17 protein-coding genes and 1 pseudogene are annotated in these 21,704 nt (G+C 49.2%); 13 read left to right on the plus strand and 5 right to left on the minus strand.

Annotated features, from left to right (window positions below; genetic code table 11):
• The 13 genes and pseudogenes from AC5SXE_RS03735 to pheA form a co-directional block, all read left to right on the plus strand.
• Positions 1-511, plus strand: a pseudogene (locus AC5SXE_RS03735) (pilin); the annotation flags it as partial.
• Positions 511-1,137 (plus strand): hypothetical protein, encoded by a 627-nt coding sequence (locus AC5SXE_RS03740; protein WP_493916520.1) that lies wholly within the window; start codon positions 511-513, stop codon positions 1,135-1,137. The pseudogene AC5SXE_RS03735 and the gene AC5SXE_RS03740, both read left to right, overlap by 1 nt.
• Positions 1,138-1,161: 24 nt before the next feature.
• The gene (locus AC5SXE_RS03745; RefSeq protein ID WP_493916662.1) at positions 1,162-4,464 is read left to right on the plus strand and encodes a pilus assembly protein; all 3,303 of its coding nucleotides are present in this window, start codon (positions 1,162-1,164) and stop codon (positions 4,462-4,464) included.
• Positions 4,461-4,778 carry a hypothetical protein gene (locus tag AC5SXE_RS03750; protein WP_310848188.1) on the plus strand — a complete coding sequence of 106 codons (318 nt, stop codon included), beginning with the start codon at positions 4,461-4,463 and terminating at the stop codon, positions 4,776-4,778. Before AC5SXE_RS03745 ends, AC5SXE_RS03750 begins: the two co-directional genes overlap by 4 nt.
• A 12-nt stretch (positions 4,779-4,790) precedes the next feature.
• Positions 4,791-5,729: a type IV pilus biogenesis protein PilM gene (gene pilM / locus AC5SXE_RS03755; RefSeq protein ID WP_323721359.1), complete on the plus strand. Its 939-nt coding sequence runs from the start codon at positions 4,791-4,793 to the stop codon at positions 5,727-5,729.
• Positions 5,726-6,340, plus strand: coding sequence for a PilN domain-containing protein (locus AC5SXE_RS03760; RefSeq protein ID WP_310848181.1), 615 nt, complete (start codon positions 5,726-5,728; stop codon positions 6,338-6,340). Before pilM ends, AC5SXE_RS03760 begins: the two co-directional genes overlap by 4 nt.
• A complete protein-coding gene (locus tag AC5SXE_RS03765) occupies positions 6,324-6,830 on the plus strand; it encodes a hypothetical protein (protein ID WP_493916663.1) in 507 nt (168 codons plus the stop codon). Before AC5SXE_RS03760 ends, AC5SXE_RS03765 begins: the two co-directional genes overlap by 17 nt.
• A 7-nt stretch (positions 6,831-6,837) precedes the next feature.
• Positions 6,838-7,449 carry a hypothetical protein gene (locus AC5SXE_RS03770; protein WP_310848178.1) on the plus strand — a complete coding sequence of 204 codons (612 nt, stop codon included), beginning with the start codon at positions 6,838-6,840 and terminating at the stop codon, positions 7,447-7,449.
• Positions 7,407-9,224 (plus strand): secretin GspD/PilQ domain-containing protein, encoded by a 1,818-nt coding sequence (locus tag AC5SXE_RS03775; protein ID WP_493916664.1) that lies wholly within the window; start codon positions 7,407-7,409, stop codon positions 9,222-9,224. The genes AC5SXE_RS03770 and AC5SXE_RS03775 overlap by 43 nt, the downstream gene beginning before the upstream one ends.
• 442 nt (positions 9,225-9,666) lie before the next feature.
• Positions 9,667-10,554 (plus strand): Mrp/NBP35 family ATP-binding protein, encoded by an 888-nt coding sequence (locus AC5SXE_RS03780; RefSeq protein WP_493916665.1) that lies wholly within the window; start codon positions 9,667-9,669, stop codon positions 10,552-10,554.
• Between the two features lie 6 nt (positions 10,555-10,560).
• Positions 10,561-10,935 carry a hypothetical protein gene (locus AC5SXE_RS03785; protein WP_493916666.1) on the plus strand — a complete coding sequence of 125 codons (375 nt, stop codon included), beginning with the start codon at positions 10,561-10,563 and terminating at the stop codon, positions 10,933-10,935.
• Between the two features lie 1,366 nt (positions 10,936-12,301).
• Positions 12,302-13,738 carry a class-III pyridoxal-phosphate-dependent aminotransferase gene (locus AC5SXE_RS03790; protein WP_310848167.1) on the plus strand — a complete coding sequence of 479 codons (1,437 nt, stop codon included), beginning with the start codon at positions 12,302-12,304 and terminating at the stop codon, positions 13,736-13,738.
• 738 nt (positions 13,739-14,476) lie between these two features.
• Positions 14,477-15,595, plus strand: coding sequence for a prephenate dehydratase (pheA, locus tag AC5SXE_RS03795; RefSeq protein WP_493916667.1), 1,119 nt, complete (start codon positions 14,477-14,479; stop codon positions 15,593-15,595).
• Positions 15,596-15,610: 15 nt separating this feature from the next.
• On the opposite strand, the gene aroB is transcribed toward pheA, so the two are convergent.
• The 5 genes from aroB to aroF are packed head-to-tail and all read right to left on the minus strand — an operon-like array spanning position 15,611 to position 21,644.
• Positions 15,611-17,254, minus strand: a complete 1,644-nt coding sequence (aroB, locus tag AC5SXE_RS03800) for a 3-dehydroquinate synthase (RefSeq protein WP_493916668.1) — start codon at positions 17,252-17,254, stop codon at positions 15,611-15,613.
• A complete protein-coding gene (gene aroC, locus AC5SXE_RS03805; RefSeq protein WP_493916669.1) occupies positions 17,247-18,392 on the minus strand; it encodes a chorismate synthase in 1,146 nt (381 codons plus the stop codon). The genes aroB and aroC overlap by 8 nt, the downstream gene beginning before the upstream one ends.
• Complete coding sequence (gene aroA / locus AC5SXE_RS03810) at positions 18,389-19,762, minus strand: 3-phosphoshikimate 1-carboxyvinyltransferase (RefSeq protein WP_493916670.1); 1,374 nt, start codon at positions 19,760-19,762, stop codon at positions 18,389-18,391. The genes aroC and aroA overlap by 4 nt, the downstream gene beginning before the upstream one ends.
• The gene (locus tag AC5SXE_RS03815) at positions 19,759-20,619 is read right to left on the minus strand and encodes a prephenate dehydrogenase (RefSeq protein WP_493916671.1); all 861 of its coding nucleotides are present in this window, start codon (positions 20,617-20,619) and stop codon (positions 19,759-19,761) included. The genes aroA and AC5SXE_RS03815 overlap by 4 nt, the downstream gene beginning before the upstream one ends.
• Positions 20,601-21,644: a 3-deoxy-7-phosphoheptulonate synthase gene (gene aroF, locus AC5SXE_RS03820; protein ID WP_493916672.1), complete on the minus strand. Its 1,044-nt coding sequence runs from the start codon at positions 21,642-21,644 to the stop codon at positions 20,601-20,603. The genes AC5SXE_RS03815 and aroF overlap by 19 nt, the downstream gene beginning before the upstream one ends.
• Positions 21,645-21,704 lie beyond the last annotated feature (60 nt).

Raw genomic sequence — 21,704 nt, forward strand, 5'->3', positions numbered from 1 at the left:
TAGCGAGGCCGTCCTGAAATTGTCGGAGGCTTGTCCGTCGGGCTGGATAGCACAGACTTCGACCGGCAGGAGGACCGACGGCTGGGTGACATTTTCGGGGTGTCAGACTCCTTTTGCAGTAACTGGCATTAATAATACAGCTGACCCGCCAACGCTGGCCGTAAAGTCGTCGCGTGTTGACCTCATTCCCTTTTTTGCCGAGCTTCAGTACGTGCGGGCTTTATGCGCCTACGTCGAATCTCCTGGCGGTACGTCACCGCACTTTTATGTGGAGGACGTGACGCGAAGTCCTGCACAGCCCGTATCCGAAGGCGTATCTCAGGTGCTTTTTTCCTTCGATGACGATAGCAATGTTTTGACGGTCCATTTGTTAGTGCGGGGAAACCGCAAGTTTCCCGGAGAGGTCACCTCGGGCGATGTGCCGGGCTGGCCGCTTACGGGCACGGTTACAAGCGAGGACAGGCATTACAGGCTCGTTGCCATGTCAGCCTCCTGGAGGGTGAGGAACTGATGAGAAAAAAAAGAAAGGCCATAGCACTGCCTCTGGTGTTGGTGATAGTGCTCGTTGGAGGTGCTCTCGTGGCGGCGGCCTTTTATATAACGGAAAATTACTATTCCAGCGCCAAGCAGACCGTGACCGGCACCCGCCTTTACAACGCCGCCGTGAGCGGCATCGAGGAAGGCAAGGGGTGGATTTATAAGAACATGAAGCTGGGACATATCCCGCGCTGGACGGATATAGACGGCGACGGCATGCTTTCGTCTGCGGACAAGCCTGACGGCGCTACATACACTTACGAGGCTCTCATTGCAAGGGTCAGCTCGACCGACAAAGGGGTTTTTGATATTACCACCGAAGACGGGATCAAATTGCACGTTGTGGTTTACGACCTGGCCTACGAGCCGCATCCCGATCTGATGGACGATTACAAAAAGGGCTTTCCTCCTGCCATTCGTCCCCAGCTTGAAGAGGGAAGCTCTGTAGTAAGGCCAAGCTACGCAGTCGTTGGCAGGGGCGGAGGTTCCACGGGCGAGGGCGCACCGGGCAGCGATATAGGCGTTTATCTCATACGATGCACCGCCACTTACAAAGACAGGACGAGCACCGCCGAACAGGCGGTCGCCATGCGGTTTTAGAAACCGCAAACGGGGGTGTAACCCATGAAAAAGTTTTTATCAAATATTGGTGTTTTAAAACGCGCCTTTGTACTGGTGGCGGTGGCCTTTGCCGTCATTGTCGCCGGCCAACTTGGGATTTTGCCTCAAGCTGCTGCCGAGCCGCCGGTCCTGCCCAGCTGCAATAAACCTCTGCCTGAGGGTTATGCTCAATCCGTCCAGCCAAACGTCCTTCTTCTTTTGGACACGAGCGGGTCGATGACGTTTAGGAGCGACAAGAACATATCGACTTACGGGGACGGCAGTAAGCCTTATAAGTACGGTAATAATGTTTACAGGTACTTCGGGTGCGATTTGGATAGTTCAAATAACGATCCCACTAAACCCTTTAACTACCATCCTAACCTTGTATATATTGATGGCGCAGATTTACCAGATGAACATCAATATTTTGATCAATACGACGATGGACGATACCTTTATCCGAACGACAGCCGCATGTATAAATTAAAATTGGTCCTGTGGGAGATCTTAAACGATCCCGGACTGGTTTCAGGATTGCGAATTGGGTTGGCCACGTACTTTCAACAAGAATATAATAATGTTCCTTCGGTGACTTCAGGTTCATGGTACAGGTGGAGTCCTACCTCAAATGGAACATTACAAGCTATTTCTTGGAAAGGTAGCACTACTGGAGATAAAGATCGTATGAAAAGAGCTTTGCTTAGAAGGTTTTTTAGATCCACTGACGAGCCAGGAAGTATAGAAGAGATAACACAGTGGATAGATGGTGTTGAAAGTTCGAATAACCCCGAACTGCGTGCCCATGGTGACACGCCGCTTGCAGCGTCCATTTACGGGGCGGACAAGTCTCAAACCAATAATGCACCTTATTATGGCGATACCAAGGATTTTTTCCTTCTTAAAAATATTAAAAATCCCTTCGATGATTCTAGTGATGATTCTAGTGATAAGAAGATAAGTGCCATAAACGCCTGGTGCCAGCAAAACTGGCTGATTGTGCTTACAGATGGGGAGGATACTTTAGGGGGTGATCCTGTAAAGGCTGTACAAGATCTTTACAATGAATACAACAAAAACGATTGGCCTGTTTTTAAAGACAGCAAAGGAAAGGAACACAAGGCCCAGCCGGTCAAGACCATGGTAATTGGTCTTATAGACCCCGAGGACATGTCGAGCTTAGCGAAGACTTTGAACCGCATGGCCGACATGGGAGACGACGGCATCGAAAACAACGACGAAACCGAGAACAAGAACCCAAGCTATGCCTATTTTGCCACCAATGTGGAGGAACTCATGAAGGCCTTCAAGGACATATTTAAGAAAATTCAGAGCTTCAATTCGACCGGGAACGCTCCACTCGTGAGCCCGCCCATAGGAGGCCAGGAAGGCGGGGTTTACGTGCCTAACTTCGTGCCTCGTGTGGAAAGACAATGGGCCGGCCATCTGTATAAATATACACTCGATACGAATGGAGCCATGTCCGAATCTTACGAATGGGATGCCGCAGACAAGCTAAATGCCAAACCCTACAGCGCTCGAAACGTTTTTACCGTGAACTGGAAGGACGGAAATTGGAAGCTTGACTTCAAGGAAGGCAATGCTTCGACTTTGGCCCCGATGCTCGGGCTTACCCAACAAGATCAGGCTTCTAAGTTCATAAAATGGGTCCTGGGCAGCGACGAGTGGGACGAAGTCCCAGGATCTGAGAGATCTGAGAGATACAAGCTCGGAGACATATACCACAGCGGTATAGCGGAAATAGGACCCCCGAGGGGAAGCAACCCTCACGAGCTTTACATGCAGTTTAAGGCGGACAACGCCAACAGGGAAAAGCTGGTCTATGTTCAGGCGAACGACGGAATGCTTCATGCCTTTAGCGCCGACACTGGAGAGGAAAAGTGGGCCTTCATTCCTCCAAACGTGCTGGCAGAGGGGCGAATGGCGGGCATGAAGCAGGACATTTCACAAGACGGGACAGTAACGTGGTTGAATAAGGAAAAATCAAACCCGCGGTATCTGCTCGACGGCACGATGACGGCAGAAGACGTCTTGCTTAGCGATGGCGACTACCACACTGTCTTGCTTGGGCTTTTGGGCTACGCCGGGCCGGGCCTTTATGCCCTGGACGTCACCGACCCCGATAAACCTGAGTTTATGTGGGCTGTGGAAAACGCCATATACAATCGCAAGGGAGACGAAGTGCTTCCGAGCGCAGATAAAAATTTCTTTGTTTCCTATTGGGCGAGAAGCGGTGATGCCGTTACACGCACGAATACTCAACGCGAGAATATAGAAGATTCAAGCGACTTGAACTACAAAAGCCTGCGCTTTACCCAGAGCACGCCCGCAATTGGTTATGTACCGGTCCCGAATGGAACACTGCCAAATACGTGGGTGGCAATCATGGGAAACGGCTCCCAGATGCGCATCAACGAGGGCTTTTCCATTGCAAGCGTTTACGTCATAAACGTAGAAAATGGCAAATTGCTCAGGGTCTTTGAAAAAGAGGGTTCTATGAAGCAAATGATCACACCTGCTGCAATAATCTGGACCGGTTCTACCCGCCTGGCCAAGTATTTTTACATCGGAGACGATAACGGCATCATATACGAAGGAAATTTGACGAGTTCGACCCCTAGTGACTGGTTGTTGGAGCCGGTCTTCGATTTAGAGGGCTCCGTAGGACCCTCCTACATACTGGATACTGCTTATATTGACCGCAATAAGTGGATTTTCATCCTCACCGGTGATTATGAAAATCTGATGAAGGACGATCCCGAAAAAAAGGCCGACTACATGGTAGCTGCCAACATTTCTTCGGGTGCAAGTGAAGAGAACAAGCTTATGAAAATGAACGAGCTTATGAAATTGGACCCTGAAGATGTAAAAAGTGTCAGCACAAGCGCCAAAGGGTGGTATACGGAGATACCCAAAGGAGAAGGTGCTACGACACCCCCGGTTTACTACAACGGCCACATCTTCTTTTCCACCTATATACCATCCAAGGATCCCTGCAGCGTTGGAACAAGCCGAATTTACGTCTTAAACGCCACTACCGGCAAAGGTGCCTGGTCTGGAGGTAAAAAATACGTGGAGCTGGAGGGCGTCAAGGTCTCGGGCATAGTTATTTCCGAAGGGCGCGTTTACGCAGGCGTCACGGATTATCCACAGGTTGATGCTGAACTTCCAGAGGAATTGGGCGAAGGGGTTGAGATCCAGAGTGGATTATTGGCCTTTGACGTTCCGCCCGAGGTTGCAAGCTGGGATTCTGCATACCCAAGCGGCGTCATGGTGCCCTCTTACTGGAGGAGGTGGATACCATGAAGATAATTAAGCTCTTTATGATCTTTTCTGTCCTCTTTCTTTTTATCGCTGTCCCCATTGCAAATGCCGGTCCTTCCGAACCGGACGTTTACTACGGCATGCTGTCAAAGCTTCAATTGGACCCGCCATACCTTTTCTTATCCACCGTGGAAGGGCTTAAAAAATTTATATGGGTGGTTGACGAGACGCTTTTCATTGGAGCAGACGACCAAGAGATGACGCCCAGACAGTTTGCCCAGGCTTACCAGGGGGAAAGCGTAGAAGTTACAGCAGAAGGCTCTAAAGTTAAATTCGTAAAACGGGTTTTTTTCTAAGGAGGGGGTGTGATGTTTGGAAGAAAACGGCACTACGCTGGTCTTTCCATAGAGGGAGGGGCGATCAGGTATCTTGAGCTTAGGCCCTCGTCACGTGGGTTTAGGATCGCAAGAAGCGCGAAGGTTTCGGTGGAAGAGGGCACGATAGCACAGGACAGGATCGTGAACATGGATCGTCTTTCGACGGCGCTCGGCAGTTTGAGGACCAAGCTGGGCGGCAAGTTTGCGCCCTCGGTGGTGGTGGGATTGCCGCCGCAGGACGCCATCATCAGGGTGGTCGAGATGCCCAAGATGAACATGGAGGATGCCAGAAGCGCTTTTGGGTGGGATTTTGAACATTACTTCTCTTTTCCTTTAAAGGATGCCTCCTTCGACATTGTGCCCGTTGATGTCCCTTCGCCGCTTTCCGACGAAAATATGAGCGTCATGATTGTCGCATCGCGTCTTACCGTTGTAAACGGAATATTGGATATGGTGGCAAAGGAGGACGCGAGGGTCACGGCGATTGAGCCTGCAGGCATCGCGATCGTTAGAGGGGTTGTGGGTTCTCGTGGCGAAAGCTCGAGCGGCAGTTTGATTTTATCTGTCGGCGACAGAAGCTCGCAGATCATTTTGGAGTACAAGGGCAACGGCTTGGTCTATAGGACGGTCTATGTTGGGGCACGCAGCGAGTTTCAAGGAGGAGCGTCTGTGTATGAGGTGTTGATGCAAGAGGTAAGAAATTCCATTGTTTTCGGAAGCTCCCAATTTAGGGGGTGGAACGTGAAGGAAATTATTCTTTGCGGTGAATACGGTGGTGATGAGGGTCTTCAAGCTGAGATACAGGCGGCCTCCGACGCGTACATGTGTCATGTGGCCGATCCCTGGATGGCGTGGTCCATCGAGGGAGAATTGCCTGAAGAATACGGGTGGGAAGCCGCAATAGGGCTGGCTGTGAGGGATAAATCATGACTGTCAAAATAGATTTAAGGCCACTGGGTGTAAAGATAGCCGAGAGGAAAAAGGTCGACCTTCCGAGAGTGATCGCCATAGCGCTCATCCTTGTCTTTATTGTAGCGTCATGTTTTACTTCCGCTTACGGTATATTCGTTTTAAGGGAACTTACGGCTAGAAGACAGGCTTTAGAGGCGAGCGTGGAAAAATTGACGCTTGAGGGCAAAAGGCTCGATGGTTACATCGCACAGAACAAGGAGAAACTTGACCTGTACGAAAAAGTGCTGTCTTTGCTGAGGGAAGACATCCCTTCGGTCGAGTTTTTTTCTGCCGTTATGGCATCCCTGCCCAACGAAGTCTGGCTTTCCCAAGTTCGGCTGGTCCCGGGCAGAGCTGACGTCGAAGGTTATGCCTTCGCGGAAAACGATGTCGCCGCCTTTGCTTTAAAACTGCTTAACGCCAGCGTCACTAGCTCCATTAGCCCTTTGGTGACGTCTAAAGAAACCAAAAAGGGCAAAGATGAATATGAAAGAACCCTTGTGAAGTTCAGCTTCACCTGCGACATTAAAGACTTCCTGGGGACCTTTGAAGTGGCCAAAGGAGCTGAAAAGGATGAAGTTGAGCGTTAAGAAAGCACTCATAATTTTTTGTTTTTGCCTTGTGATGGGGGGATTTCTGTGGTTTCAGCACGCCTTGAGCGCAAGCATCTTGCAGGAAAGGGATGCCATAGAGGGCCTTGCCAAACAGGAGGTGAGCTTGAAGGGCGCCATTGCGCAAAAGTATGCGTTGCTCGAAGTTTACCGCGATGCCTTGAGCAAAATGGAGCAATCTCGCGTTGAATTTCCGGCGGACAACGTGGCGTTTTTCGCGGCCATAGAAAAGGTCATGGCGGGGAATAAACTTAAGATCAACAAGGTTAATCCTGTCAAATCGACTACCCCGGACAGGACGGCCGTGTCGGTGTCTTGTGAAGGCGATTACCTCAATTTCCTTTCGGCCATCTCCGATATGCGGGGCAATAAACCGGCCGTGCGCTTATTTTCCTTGACAGTTAAAGGGCAAGAAAAAGGGCTGGTAAGTGCCGATATGTCGATAGAGACCATCATGAAAGGGGAGTGATTTGGGCGTGGGTGAAACGTGGAAAGATGCTTTTGCTTCATTGTGGAATGGCCTTCTTTACGGAAGGGGCTCCCTACGGTTTTTGCGCATACTGCTAGCCCTGTTGCTCGTCTTGAGCATTGGATGGTCGATCTATCTTTACAGACAGATAATAGCCTTATCGCAAATAACTCCGTTAGAAACTCCTCCGATAAAGCGGGGCGTGGAAGAGGAGAAGAAATTTGCCGAGATGGCCAAGGGGTTTGAGGAAATCGTTCAGGCGAGGTCAACCAGCGGGGAGTTTGTCTACATCGCCTCTACATTGGACAGGTACCCCTTTAACGAACCTCCCATGCCTGTGGTGTTGGCTGAATTAGCCAAGACTGCGGCAAGAGAAGGGGAAGTTTCTCCGGCATACGAAGAAGTATATCTGCCGCCCTATATGGAGGTCCGTGCCGTCATGATATTGGACGGGAAGCCCATGGCGCTAATGTACATCGAGGGAGAAGGCGACGGACTGATCGTTTCTCCGGGATATAAATTCGACAACGGAAAAGGCAAGGTGGTCAGCATTACCCCGACGAAGGTGGTGGTATTATGGGCAGGAACGAAAATGGAATTGGGGATGGATGTGCTATGAGAAGCACAAAGAGAATGGCAGGTTTTATGTTGGTCATTGTGTTTTTATGCTTTGTCTTTGGCGTTTATTCGTGCGAAAAAGCACTGGCTCAAACGAGCGTCAGTACGACTGCCGGAGAAGTAGTACAGGATATGCCTATATTTGGAGGAGTATTGGTACACCAGGCCGGTTCGTCCCTTTTGCTGGTGGAGGTAAAGGGCACAAAATTGCCCAGTCCCAAACTTTTGCATTCCGATCCCGGAAATATGGTCTTCTTTTTTGCCGGGACCTCAATGCCGGCTCAACAGTGGTCCAGAAGCTACAGCTTTCCCCTTTTGAGGGGGATCGAAGTGGTAAACGTCGAAGGCGGCCTTGAGCTGCGCCTTTTTACGAATGAGCTCCTTGAAGTTAAGGAAATAAAGGGAACGGAACCGGCGCCGGTTTACAGGCTGCACCTTGGGCCCGTCGTTTCTAAGCCTGTCGAAGAACCCGCGAAAAAGCCTGAGGAGCGCTTGCCCTTATCGCTTAAAACGGGGCCTAAAGACCCGATGTCTGTCGCTTCGCCGGTTACACTTGAGCTCAGAGACACAGAGCTAAAGGACGTCTTGAGGATGCTTGCCAAGTTCATGGGCATAAACGTCATAGTGGATCCTTCGGTGCCTCCAACCACTATAACATTAAGCGTAAAGGACGCACCCTTGAGGGAAGTTTTGGCCTATATAATGCGGATGAACAACTTAAACTATGCCATGATGGGAAACACCATACTGTTTGGCACTCCGGAAAGCCTCGCTAAATCCCTTGGGATGGAACAGACGAAGTCCTTCAAGATAGCTTACGCCGATCCCAAACAAATTCCCGCCATCCTTCAAAGCCTTGTGGGGGTAACTACTGTGGCTGTGGACGAGAGGCTTCGGACGGTTTACGTGACGGGAAGGCCCGACAATTTGCATGACGTGGAACAACTTCTTCAAAGGATCGACCACCCGGGACGTCAGGTTATGCTTCAGGCGCGCCTCATCGAAGTGAGGGACACGGGCAGGAAGGAGCTTGAAAGTATTGTAGATGCCGTCTACAAACACTGGTGGTTTTCCTACGGAGCCGGCGGCGGTTCTATAGGTTACGTGCATTCCAGCGAGCCGGAAACTTTTGACCCTGACGATGACAGGCCTACCTCGCCCCTCGATGTGGATCTCGTAGACATCACCAACGGGACGCTTCGAATGCTCGATGTGGGCATAAGAAACTTGGTCGAATCCAACAAGGCAGATATCCTGGCCAGCCCGTCGGTCGTCACGGTGGACGGACAAAAGGCGTCGATCGCCCTGACCACGAACATCAAGTACATCTCCGAACGTGACGAAGCGGGAAATCCCGTATATACGGAGGAACGGATCGGACCGACACTGGAATTTACGCCCATTGTAGGCAGGGATAACACCGTCACCATAAACGTAGCGATTTCGACGGGTGAAGTCGTCGAATGGAGGGCCGGAGGTATGGGAGAAGAAGTTCCCGTCACCAGCTCCCGAGACGTCAGCACCATGGTCCGAGTCAGAAATGGCGAACCCTTCGTCATAGGCGGACTTTTTGACAGGAGAAAGACCGATACCGTTTCCAAAGTTCCGGTGTTGGCCGATATTCCTTTGTTGGGCGAGATCTTTAAAACCCGCACGAAGCGCGAAGAGGAGTCCGAAGTTGTCACCGTGGTCGTGCCTTACATTTTGGATGTTCCCGATACCTCCATAGAGGTGAGCGAACTCGGGACTTTAAACACAAATGTGACCGCTAAATGACAACGGCTAATTTAAGATATCGGTAGGTTGATCTTCATAAAAGGCCCCCGCCCACATGGGAGGGCCTTTTTTGCATGTATCTTACTGCGTGCCCGATTTTTTCTTCTTATAAAGGATTATACCTTTCTTTGATTGTTTATCCTGTTTACCTCAATGTAAATCAATGCTAGAATCAATGAACAGAAATTACTTTTTATACCTTTTCTAAGTTCTGAGGGGATCGGAGAAAGGCGAGCTTCATGATCTTTTTTCGCAGGACGAGAAAACCGCTTTAGGTTACGTTAGGCCTCGATCGTAAAGGCAATGGTTGATGCAACTTATTCCCGCGACGGTTAATTTGTACTTTGTCTTGGTTGATATTTGTCCCTATTCTGACGTCCCTGTTGTTGTCGATCAGGGAATAAAGTGACTTATTTAACGTAAAGGGTGGGGTGGAAAGTCCATGGATGCCGATATCGATTGCGAACAATTTGAGGAGATGAAGTCAAAAATTAGGGAAGAGGCGTTGATGACCAAGGGTCCCCTGGCCTTAGCTCTCAAGGATGTCCGCCATAAGATCGCTATTTTAAGCGGCAAAGGCGGTGTTGGAAAGACGGTCGTTACCGTCAACCTGGCCGCGGCGTTGAAAAAGAGAGGTTACGAAGTTTGTATTTTCGATGCTGACATCCACGGTCCTGCCGTTCCCAGGTCGTTGGGTTTGTCCGGCAGGATGGACGTGGTAAACGAACATGACCACCCTGGTCACCATGGCCTTTGTTTCAACCCGCTCGTTACCTCAAAGGGCATAAAAGTTGTGTCCGTTGCCTCCATGTGGGCAACGCAGGATCAACCCATAATGTGGAAGGGCGCCCATAAGATGCGTGCTATAAGACAGTTGATTGCGTCTGTCAACTGGGGGAGCGCAGATTTTCTGCTTGTAGACCTTCCCCCGGGCACGGGCGACGAGGTTCAGGCCGTGATGAGATCGATCCCTAAGCTCGACGGCATGCTAGTGGTGACGACCCCTCAAGGGCTTTCCACCATGGTCTGCACTCGGGCCATAAGCGCCACAAAAGAGTTAGAGGTGCCTTTATTGGGTTTGGTGGAAAACATGAGTTCGCTCGAATGTCCTTCTTGTGGCATGGAAATGTTTCCCTTCGGCAAAGGACAGGGCGAAAAGCTCGCCCGTCTGATGCAAATTCCCTTTTGGGGAAGCATACCCATCGAGCTTGACATGGGAGAATGCATCGATGAAGGAACCCCTCTCGTTGACAAAAAACCGGATTCCGCCTTTAGCCGGATTTTTGACGAGATCGTTTCGAAGTTAATAGCTTCACTTAGCGAGAAGTGATGTGTCATGACAGATGCTAAAGGTGTAGCCGAGAGTAAGGGAAAATACGATGATGACTTCATCCGAAGCGTCATGAGCATCGGCAAGAAAGCGCTTAAGTTGCTTTATCGCCTGAACACCGACGAGATTACCCTGGACGAGTTCGTCGAAGGTCTGACATCCCTTAATGCCACGGATATGTTGGCTGAATATTGGGAATACGATGAAGGTGAGGGCTACGCCTTAGACGTAGGCCGACAAATTCTGTGGCTAATAAGCTCCCTCGAGAAGGATGCTTACCATCAGTTTGAACGTTACGGGATTACCGCCTTCTACGAGGATTTCCGCGAACTGAGGGATTACCTCCTGTCTTTAGAAAAGCATTGTGGTATGAAATTATAATTCCCGCATTTTTCGTCAGCAATTTGCCCGGGAATGATATTACGCAAAGCGGGTGGCAGCTCCCTTGTAAAAGGCGTATCTTATAATGCTTATTCCGCTATCTTCCACCTGTTGGGGAAATATCAGACTAAGCTTGTTTTGCTTGAGGAACAATGAGAAGAGCCTGGGCAAACCAGCAGGGCTTAACCTTAAAGGTTTATCGCTTTCTTTAGCGGTGTCATTGTCATTATCAGTATTATATATACAATATTTGATCGAAACCGATAATGTTAGAATTTATTAAAATAATGGTTATCTTTAGTTCATCGACATAGTGTCAAGAAGTTCGTGTATAGCTTACCATGCATAGCTCTTGAGAGCCGGTCTCAACCGGATCTTATTTCTCCCTCTTAATGCGCAGTAGCTTCTCTGGCACTATTTCAAATAGTTCTGAAAATTCTGGTGGTAAGAAATCCAACATCGTCTTTCTAATATGAACTTTTACTTTTCTAATTGACACTCAAACTACAGGTTCGATATAATAAAAGCGTTAAAAAATCAAAAAGGTTGGCAAACGATAGTTAATCACCTTCACCCTTGGGCGTAGATCGACGCAAATAGCAATTTTCGATCCCGACGTAGGGAACGCCCCCAAAATTGTCCTATAAGATTAACTAGTGTATTGACTGGTATCCGATAGAAAAGATGATAGGAATCCTATACGATTCTTTTTGTGAATACATTGCGTATTCTTTTTTGCCTCATTAAAAACCTTTCTTTGGCATCTTTAGTTTAACCCCTCAGACAGAGGCTCAATAGAACCAGAAGCCAGTGTGAATCAGATGATCCTTTCATAGACTTCCGAATATTAACTATATATGTACTTTAAATATTTAAGCCGTTATTACCTGGAAACAAAACTTATAGAAAAGTTGTATTCCTTCAATGTAAGTTTTCTGCGTAAAAATAAAAAGACAGCATTTGCTTTAAAGCCTTAAACAGAGAAAAGTGTTTAATATTTTTGAAAGGCGCAAGGCAATCTGCTTTCGGCCGATCTGTTATGAAATCTAAGAGATTAGTGTGTTATCACCAGGGTAAGGATGCAAATAATCTAAAAATTTGCACTCAAAGCCTTTAATAGCAAAATACCAAAGGCATATCTCAAAACAAAATTTTGAATCTCTTTAAGCTTAAGTGTAAATAGAATGGCAAATGTTAAGTGATTTTTTTAGCAATCTCGCAGAACCTGGTAAGGAGGTGAAATGTAAGGTCAGTTTTAAGGGCGGTACGAAAATGGCATAAAGTTGTGAAGCGAAGAAAATTGGTAGTTTAATGACGAGTGCTTCTCGGAAAGAGATTCAAAAAGATCAGGAGGAGTGAATAAAAAATGAAAAAACCTTTTAATTGGGAGCAACTTATGGAATGGGAAAAAAAGTACTTCTTAAACCCTCTTCTAACAGCGGAAGAAGTGCCAATCGCCCGAAAAATTGCTGAAAAGGTTGATCAGCATTTCATTTATTTATCCGATGGTACTAAGCTATTAGACATGGTAAGCGGGTATTACAGCTGTAATGTCGGGCTAAAACACCCGAAGATATCCCAGGCAATAAGAGAGGCAACCGAGGACTTTGGTTTTGTGGGTGAAGTCTGTTTTGCTAACCCATATACGCCAATAGCTGCAAAGATCTTAGTAGAAGATATTCTTGGCCCTGATAAATGGTGTGGTGGCGTGCGTTTTGTTTCTACAGGAAGTGAAGCAGTTGAAATGGCCTTACAAGTAGCAAAATTATATACTAATCGCCCAAACATCATTACCAGGCAGTGGGCTTATCATGGTTGGACTTTGGGATCGGGTGCGTGCTCTCGCCTTCGCTCCGTGGCTCGCTATCTTAGCTCGGCAACTGAACCTGGGTATCAGCCTTTACCAGGAGCAGATGTGCCCGGGGTTTTTGTAGTTCCGGGACATAATTGTTATAGATGTAGCTTAGGACACAAATATCCGGATTGCAAGAATAAAGGCGATGGTACTCTCCCTTGTGTTTCTCTTACCGAGAGCATGATTCTAAGTATCGGTGCAGAAACTGTAGCCGCTATGATTACTGAAATAGCTTATGGTGCTAGCAATATCGCACCGGCCCCGGAGTATTATCCTCAGCTAGTGAAGATGCTTAAAAAATATGGAATACTATGGATCGATGATGAGGTAATTTGCGGATTCGGCAGACTTGGTGCGTGGTTCGGTTATCAGAAATACGGAGGGGGTGCAAAGCCTGACATAATGACAATGGCTAAAGGTTTGATAAGTTCACAGCTTCCCGCCGGCGGTGTTGCGGTAAGCAAAGAGATAGCCCAATTACTTAATACACATCGGTGGACATCAGTTCCCACCTTCTCAGAACATCCAGTTGTGATGGCAGCAGTTATAGCTAATCTAGAAGTACTCATTGAAGAAAAGGTCATCGAAAATTCTGCCAAGATCGGTGAGTACATAGGTAAAAAGTTGGCAGAACTCCAAGAAAAACATAAATGCATTGGCTACTTTTCTGGCAGTGGATGTCTGTGGAATGTAGAGCTGGTCAAAAATAAGGCAAAACAGGAGCCTTTTGTCGCAGAAGACAGGGGTGCAATTTTAGGTCATAATATTGCAAATTGGCCTGTCAATATAGTCGGAGCCAAAGCTTTAGAGAAAGGTGTGCTGTTTGAAGGATTCCAACCCAACTGCATGAATATTTCTCCTAATTGTACTATCACTCCCGAGTTGGTAGATATTGCTATGGATGCTTTAGATTACGGGCTGACAGAACTTGATAAAATGTGCGATTAATGGTGGTTTAAATTATAAGACATTGTTCAGCCCATCGAAAAATACGCTAGGCGCTGAGAAACAACTCTTGAAAAAACTTGTTAGTTGATCTTCAATCGCGATGATAAGAAAATCATGGGCAGGGTGATTGATCGGAAAATAAGGGCCTGCTACATCGGAAAGACTTGAAAAGTCTGTTTTGTAGTATGAATATAAAAAAGTCATCAAGTTTGGAAGCAGAACTGCTGAAAAAATCACTTAATATTTGCCGTTTTGTTTAAGTTTAAAGAGATTTAAGAGTTTTATTTTGGATCAAGTCTATATTTTTCAGTAAAATCGCCCTTGGTTAAAAAGGATTAGGTTTAAATCCCTTTTATCAGGGGCGTTATTTTGGTTATGAATTGCCCCTGTTCTTGTTTTTTTCGCTCCCAATATTTCTCCATTCTCAAATCCCAAGATCTCCTTGGCTTAAAAAATTTCGGACGATGAATGATGAAGCCTGGGGCGACATTCCTTATCTGCTGTTATCATCAATCCAGCATCTTCGAACAGGAGTGATTTTATGAGGGGCAACATTCATCGCGGCATATCCTATCCGAGGAAGGGCTTCGTTAAAATGTAATTCTAGTGCAAAAGTTTATCTTTCTGAAAAGATCATACAAAGGGAAAGCATTGTCGGTGCGGAATTATCGTACTTAGCGCTTTAGGGGCAGCAGTTGGGAGGCGTCTCTGGTCCTGACGCTGAGGGATATTGTATAATTGCTAGAAATACAGAAAGAGGGGACGCTAGTCGTGTCAAGCCAGGAACTTTATCATTTGAGAAAGCAAATAGAGTCCGTCGATGAAGAATTGCTTCACCTTCTTGAAAGACGGGTCGATTTGGCCAAGAAGATAGGCGAAGTCAAAGGCGATGCCTCGGTTTATGATCCTTCCAGGGAAATGGAGGTCATAGAGCGGCTTTGTAATTTGACCGATGAATTAGATCCGAAGTTCGTCAGCTTGCTTTTTCGAGAGGTCATATCCTTTTGCAGGGCCGTTCAAGGGCCGATAAAAGCAGCCTGCATGGGACCTGAAGGTTCCTTTTCCCATGAAGCCGTCGTTTCTTTTTTAGGAAGGTTCGTAGATGTAGTTTTCGTCGAAAACCCTGCAGAAGTGTTTGATCATGTATCGAAGGAAAAAGCCGGGATAGGGGTCGTGCCTGTTGAAAATACCACAGAGGGCACCGTTTACTCCACCCTGGATGCCTTTGCTACTGCCGAGCAAAGCATATCGGTGATCGGCGAGGGACAGCTGCCCATAAGGTTGGCCTTGGCGAGCGAAGAAAAGACGATGGCTGACATCGAGGAGGTTTACTCTCACCCCCAGCCCTTCGGCCAATGTAGGAACTGGCTTCATAAAAACTTGCCCGGGGCACGGCAAATACCTACATCAAGCACGAGCTACGCCGCAAAGATCGCAAAGACGAAAAAGAAAAGCGCCGCCATCTGCGGAAGGCTTGCGGCAGAGCTTAACGGGCTTAATATTTTAGACGAAGGCATAGAAGATCACCCCTATAACGCTACCAGGTTTTGGCTCATCGGCCGTGCCTTCGCAAGGTCATCCGAGAGGTGCAAGACCTCGATATTGTTTAACGTAGCCCATAAGCCGGGGACTTTGTTTAAAGCCCTAGAGCCATTGTACAAAGCAGGGCTCAATCTCACCTTGATCCAATCGCGTCCCCTACCCGGAAATCCCTTCGAGTATTTCTTTTTCGTGGATTTCGAGGGCGATGTTGGGGAAGAAAGGGTAGAGGAGGCGCTTGCGGCGATGAGATCCAGGGTCGAGCGCTTGCGCGTCTTAGGTTCCTACCCCCGGATAAAGTTTACCGAGTCGCGATAATGCCTTTGGGCCCCTTTAGCGCACTGCCGCTTGGTAAGCATTTTTGAGCAGCTCTATCGAGATTTCTTTCACTTCGCACTTTTTGCCTTCCCTTGGCAGCACCATTGTGGGCTTTCCGCTTATGAACTTTTTATCTCTTTGCATGAAGGGGAGGGCCTCGTCAAAGACTTTATATGGTCTGGTGGGCAGGCCAAAGTATTCGAGCAGATCTTTAAGCTCGGCCAAGCTATCCCGTTGGCAGGTTCCAAGCATGACTGCGAGGTTAGCCGCCACGACCAATCCGACGGCAACGGCGTCTCCGTGTTTTATCTCGCTGTAATTAGAGCAGGCTTCCAGGCCGTGAGCTACGGTGTGTCCCAGGTTTAGGCGGGTCCTCGCGCCCGAAGTTTCTCTTTCGTCTTCTCCCACAACTGAGGCCTTAAGCTCGATACAGCGTTTTACCATTTTAAGCAAGGCTTCGGGGTCTCTTTCAAGGATGGATTTTCTGTTCTCCGAAAGCCAGCGGAAAAATTCGCGGTCTTCGCCCAGGCCGTATTTGATGACCTCCGCCATTCCTTGCCTGAACTCCTCGTCGGGCAAGCTGAGAAGACAGTTTACGTCCACGATCACACAGCAGGGTTGGTGAAAGGCCCCCACCAGGTTTTTGCCATGAGGCAAGTCCACGGCGGTCTTCCCGCCGATGGAGCTGTCAACTTGAGCTATTAAAGTTGTCGGTATTTGTACGATGTCTATGCCCCGCATCCAGGTGGAAGCCGCAAAGCCCGCCGCATCACCCACGCATCCTCCGCCTATGGCAAGGATCAAGCCTTTTCTGTCGATATTGTGCTTAGCAAGTTTTTCGTAGATGAGCGAAACCTGATCCAAGGTCTTTCCCTCCTCGCCCCGTGGTAGCAGGTGTGAACCGGATATTTTTTTGATTTGCCTCGAAAACAGAGTAAATGACAGCGGATCGCTTATCACGAAGGGTGCACCGCTGTGCTTTTCTGCGATGGCTCCTAAGATATCGTTAATATCGTCGCAGGAGGTCAATATGCCTCTGCCTATCACTATGGGATAGCTGCTGCCCTTCTTTGTCTTGACCTGCATTATTTCATAGCTTCCGCCGGATATCCTTTCGGGCTGTATTATGTCTTTGCCCAGATTATCGATGATGATGGAAGCAACCTGATCAATGAAGATGTCGTCGGTCGAGACGCGCAGGTGGGCGTCCTTGTAAGCTTCGCGTCGTTTATTTAACAGCTCTGCAACGTTGTCTTCTTTAAGAAGCGGCCTTTTCCCCGGCTGGCGGGATGCGCGCTCCATTATGGTCTTTACGGCCGCGTCTAACATTATCAGCGTCCCGTTGGCGAAAATCTTTGCCTTGTGCTCGGGGTTTACCAGGACGCCGCCGCCCAGGCCAACTATGACGTTTTTCAGTTTAAAGGTTTCGTCGAGGGCACGTTTCTCAAGTAGCCGAAAGTGGGGTTCGCCGTAATTTGCGAATATTTCGGCAACGCTCATCCCTGCCATGGCTTCTACAAGGTCATCGGTATCGAGAAAGGGCAGTCCCGTCATTTCGGACAGTTTGCTTCCCACCGAGGTTTTGCCGGCCGCCATGAAACCTCCCAGATACAACCTCAAGGATGACTCCTTTGCTATTACTTGCATGGCACTAGACATGAAACATCCTCCTCGTCCTGTTTACGTGTTCTTCAAAGCGGTGCTTTAAGTCTTCTACTCTATCGCCGCCGAACTGCTCAGATATGACTTGGGCCAATAGGAGCGACGTCATGGCTTCGCCAACGATGCAGGCGGCTGGGACGACGCAAACGTCGCTTCTTTCCACGTGGGCGAGCGCTTCTTTTTTTGTCTTGATGTCAAAGGTGCGAAGGGGTTTCCTTAAGGTCGGGATGGGTTTTAAGGCCACGTGGACAAATATATCTCCTCCGTTGGTAACGCCGCCTTCGATTCCACCCGCGTTGTTGGTACCTCGTCCCCACTGGTCGGAGGAAAGGACGAATTCGTCGTGTACCTCGCTCCCGCACATTTCAGAAAGCGAAAAACCTCCTCCTATCTCGACGCCTTTGGCCGAGGGTATGGACATCAAAGCCTGGGCTAATCGGCCGTCTAATCGTCTGTCCCATTCGCTGTAAGACCCTATGCCGGGCGGCATGCCTTTTACGGCAACTGCAAAGGTGCCGCCGAGGGAGTCGCCTTCTTCCTTTGCCCTGTCTATTGCCCTTTGCAGGCGCGGTTCGTCTTCTTTTCTTGGGATTCCCATGTCCGAAGAGCATGCCCTCGCCCATTCTTCGTCGCTTTCGGGCAGATCGACTTTTTCTTTTCCTATGGACGTGACGGCGCTTTTTACGGTAACTCCGAGCTCCTTTAAGAGCATCTGACAAAGCGTCCCTGCTATGGTCCAGGCAGCAGTGCACCTGGCGCTGGCCCTTTCTAAGACGTTTCTTGCGTCTTCAAGGCCAAACTTTGCCATGCCCGATGCATCGGCATGCCCCGGCCTGGGCCGCGTGATGGCCTTTTGCCCGGCGTCCATGACGTCTTTCCACTTATCCCATTCGCTGTTGTGAAGGACGACCCCGATGGGGTTTCCCGTGGTGACGCCTCCTCTGAGGCCGCTGTAAAACTCAAATTCATCTTTTTCAAGCTTCATTCGGTCGCCCCGGCCGTAGCCGCGCCTTCTTCGAGCCAATTGGTTTTCTATGTCGTCTTTTGAGATCGCAAGCCCGGAAGGCATGCCCTCGATGATGATCAAAAGACCCTTCCCGTGAGATTCGCCGCTGGATAAAAAACGTATGGTCATGGTTGAATCCCCTCCCTGACCTCTGTGTTTTGGGTCAGTTTTCTCAAGGTTTCGAAAAAACTGGGATAGGATATGCGGACGCAGCTTTCTCCCTCCAAATGCAAGGGGCTTGTCGCGGCAAGGCCCGCCACGGCCAGGGCCATGGCTATGCGGTGATCTCCGTAGCTTTTTGTCTTACCGCCTGCAAGGGGGGTCTTGCCTTTGATGATCCAACCGTCCTTTGTTTCTTTTATTTGTGCTCCCATCTTTTTTAAGCCCACCGCCATAGTGTGAATCCTGTCGCTTTCTTTGACCCTTAATTCTTGAGCTCCCGTGACTTCGGTGATCCCTTCTGCCTGGGTGGCGGCCACCGCCAAAAGGGGAAGCTCGTCGATCAAGGAAGGTATCTCTTCGGGCATCACCTTTGTTCCCCTAAGTGACGAGGACTTGACAGCGATCGTTGCCGTTTTTTCGCCTCCGCTAAGGCTTTCGTCCTCGACGGAGTAAGCTAACCCCATTCTTTTTAGTACTTTGAGCAACCCGGTCCTCGTGGGATTTACGTTTACGTTTTTAATTCGCAGCTCGCTTTCCCTCGTTATGGCCGCCGCCACTATCCAAAATGCAGCCGAGGAAAAATCACCAGGTATGGTCCAACTTCCACCGTTTATGAGAGAAGTCGGATAGACCGTCGTCTTGAGATCGCTTTTGAAGACGGGAACGCCAAGAAATTCAAGCATGATTTCCGTATGATCCCTGGTGGGCGAGGGTTCTATCACGGTGGTGGCCCCTTGTGCTCCGAGGCCTGCCAAAAGAATCGCCGTTTTCACCTGGGCGCTCGCCACCTGAAGTACGTGGATGCCGCCATTTAGTTTTTTGCCCCTGACCGCTAAGGGCAGCTTTTCGCCAAATTCCCTGCCGTCTATTTTTGCTCCCATGGAAATTAACGGTCCCGTGACCCTTCCCATGGGCCGCCCTTTAAGGCTTTCGTCGCCGTTGATGACGGCGAATAAATTTGGGATCCCCGATATTAGTCCCAACAAAAGCCTGGCCGTGGTCCCCGAATTTCCTGCGTCCAGTATGTTTTTCGGTTCCCTTAAGCCTTGGGGTGCCTTTATCGTTACTTTGTTTTCAAAACCTGCCGTGCCGGATCTGAGATGATCGGGATCCCTTAAATCTTTCGCCCCGGTTTTGTCGTCTGGCTTTGTTATCTCGCAGCCCAATGCTTTAAGGCATGCCAACGTGGTCTCGCAATCTTCTCCGGTTGAGAAGTTGCCGACAGTTATCCCCTCTTTTGAGAGGGCGCCTAAAATTGCTGCCCTGTGCGATATCGATTTGTCTCCAGGAACGTTTATCTCGCCCCTTATTCCCTCTACCGGTCTTATTTCAATCATTTGCTTTCACCTCGTCCTGCAAGCAGAGATTCTCTGGCCCTTTTGGCCTCGGTTGCCATCTCTGCGAGGCTTTTTGAGTCCTTTGAGGACATTTCGGATAAAATATTTATGAAGTCCTTTAATGCCTCTTTTATAAAGCCTTCGTTTGTTTCCCATACTTCGGATATCAGCCAGGGTTGACAGGAAGCCACTCTGGTCGTATCCCTAAAGCCTCCGGCGACGAATTTGGGAAGTTTGGGATTTTCTGAAGCTCTTTGCGAGGCCAACGTCACCAGCGCCGTGGCCAAAAACATGGGAAGGTGGCTTGTCACGGCCACGATGGCGTCGTGTTCTTCGGGGGTTAGGATGATCGGGACCGAATGCAGTACGCAAACCAGATCTGTTGCCATTTCGACTGCTTCCTTGCTCGAAATAGCGCTCGGGACGACGGCCCATGCGGCGCCCTCAAATAAATCTGCCGAAGAGTTATCGATGCCCGCCCTTTCTTTGCCGGCCATTGGATGAAGCCCCACGTACTTTTCCTTCCAGATTGCCGATAATTGCTTTACTATTGCAGATTTGGTGCTCGCCGTATCCGTTACGGCTTTTAACCCTTTGCCGGCAAAGGGCGCTACTTTTTCGCTTAGCAGTTCCATTTGGCTTGGGGGCACCGCCAGTATGAGCAGTTCGGCTTCGCCCGCCATCTTTTCGGGTTCGCAGGCGTGCGTGACGGCGCCTGACGCGAGCGCGACGTCTATCGCGTCTTCATTTACGTCCCAGCCGAGCACCCTGTGAGACGCCTCGTTTTTTAGCAGGCTCTTGCCTATGGAGCCTCCTATGAGCCCCAGTCCTATGATGCCTATGCTGCTACACTGCACTTTGATCCCTCCAGGACTTTGCCGGGCATTATGGAAAGCAGCCTGCTTACGGATTTCATGAGATCGCCAAATTGTTCGAAATCGAGCGACTGGTCTCCATCGCTTGTCGCTTCTTTGGGATTCGGATGCACCTCGACGATCAAGCCGTCGGCACCGGCCGCCAAAGCCGCAAGGCTCATGCTGGGGACGAGCTCGCTCTTTCCCGTTCCGTGGCTGGGGTCTACGATTACGGGGAGGTGGCTCAAGCTCTTGACCAGGGGTACGGCGTTTAGATCCAGGGTGTTGCGGGTCCTTTTTTCGAAGCTCCTTATTCCACGCTCGCACAAGATGACGTTGAAGTTGCCGCCTGCCATGATGTATTCTGCGGCTTGAAGCCACTCGTCTATGGTGGCCATCATGCCCCGTTTGAGCAAGACGGGTTTGTCCACCTTCCCTAAAGCCTTGAGAAGCGAGAAATTTTGCATGTTGCGGGAACCGACCTGCAGGATGTCTGCGTGAGGCAGCATGAAGTCGATGTCTTCAGGCGTCATTACCTCTGTAACTATGGGAAGGCCTGTAGCTTTTTTTGCCTCCGACAGCAAGGCCAGCCCTTCGGCCCCAAGGCCTTGGAAGGAGTAGGGACTGGTCCTTGGCTTATAGGCACCTCCCCGAAGGGCAGTGGCGCCCGAGTTTTTTATCGCCTTTGCTGTCTTTACGATCTGTTCTTCCCCTTCAACTGCGCAAGGGCCGGCTATGATTAGAACGTTTCCTCCTCCTACTGCGACGCCGGGGGCTATCTCTACTATGCTGTCTTTTTGACTCCATTCCCTGCTGACCAAGGGAAAAGGTGCCTTTACTTCGGTCAGTTGGGCGACTTCAGGCATGGTTTTTATCTTGCCTTCATCGATCTGTCCTTCTGCCAGCACGATTGCCTCCGGCTCGTTTTTTGTGATGCGAGCCGTTATCCCCATTTGATCCAGTTTCATGAGCAGCTTGCCTGCCGATTCGTCTCTTTTTGTCTTTATAATTGCTCTTGTCGCTTCCATTTTTCTTTCCTCCTTTTAAAATAAAAAAATCCGGGGTTCGGCTTGAGACCGAACCCCGGA

This window comes from Acetomicrobium sp., assembly GCF_059026225.1.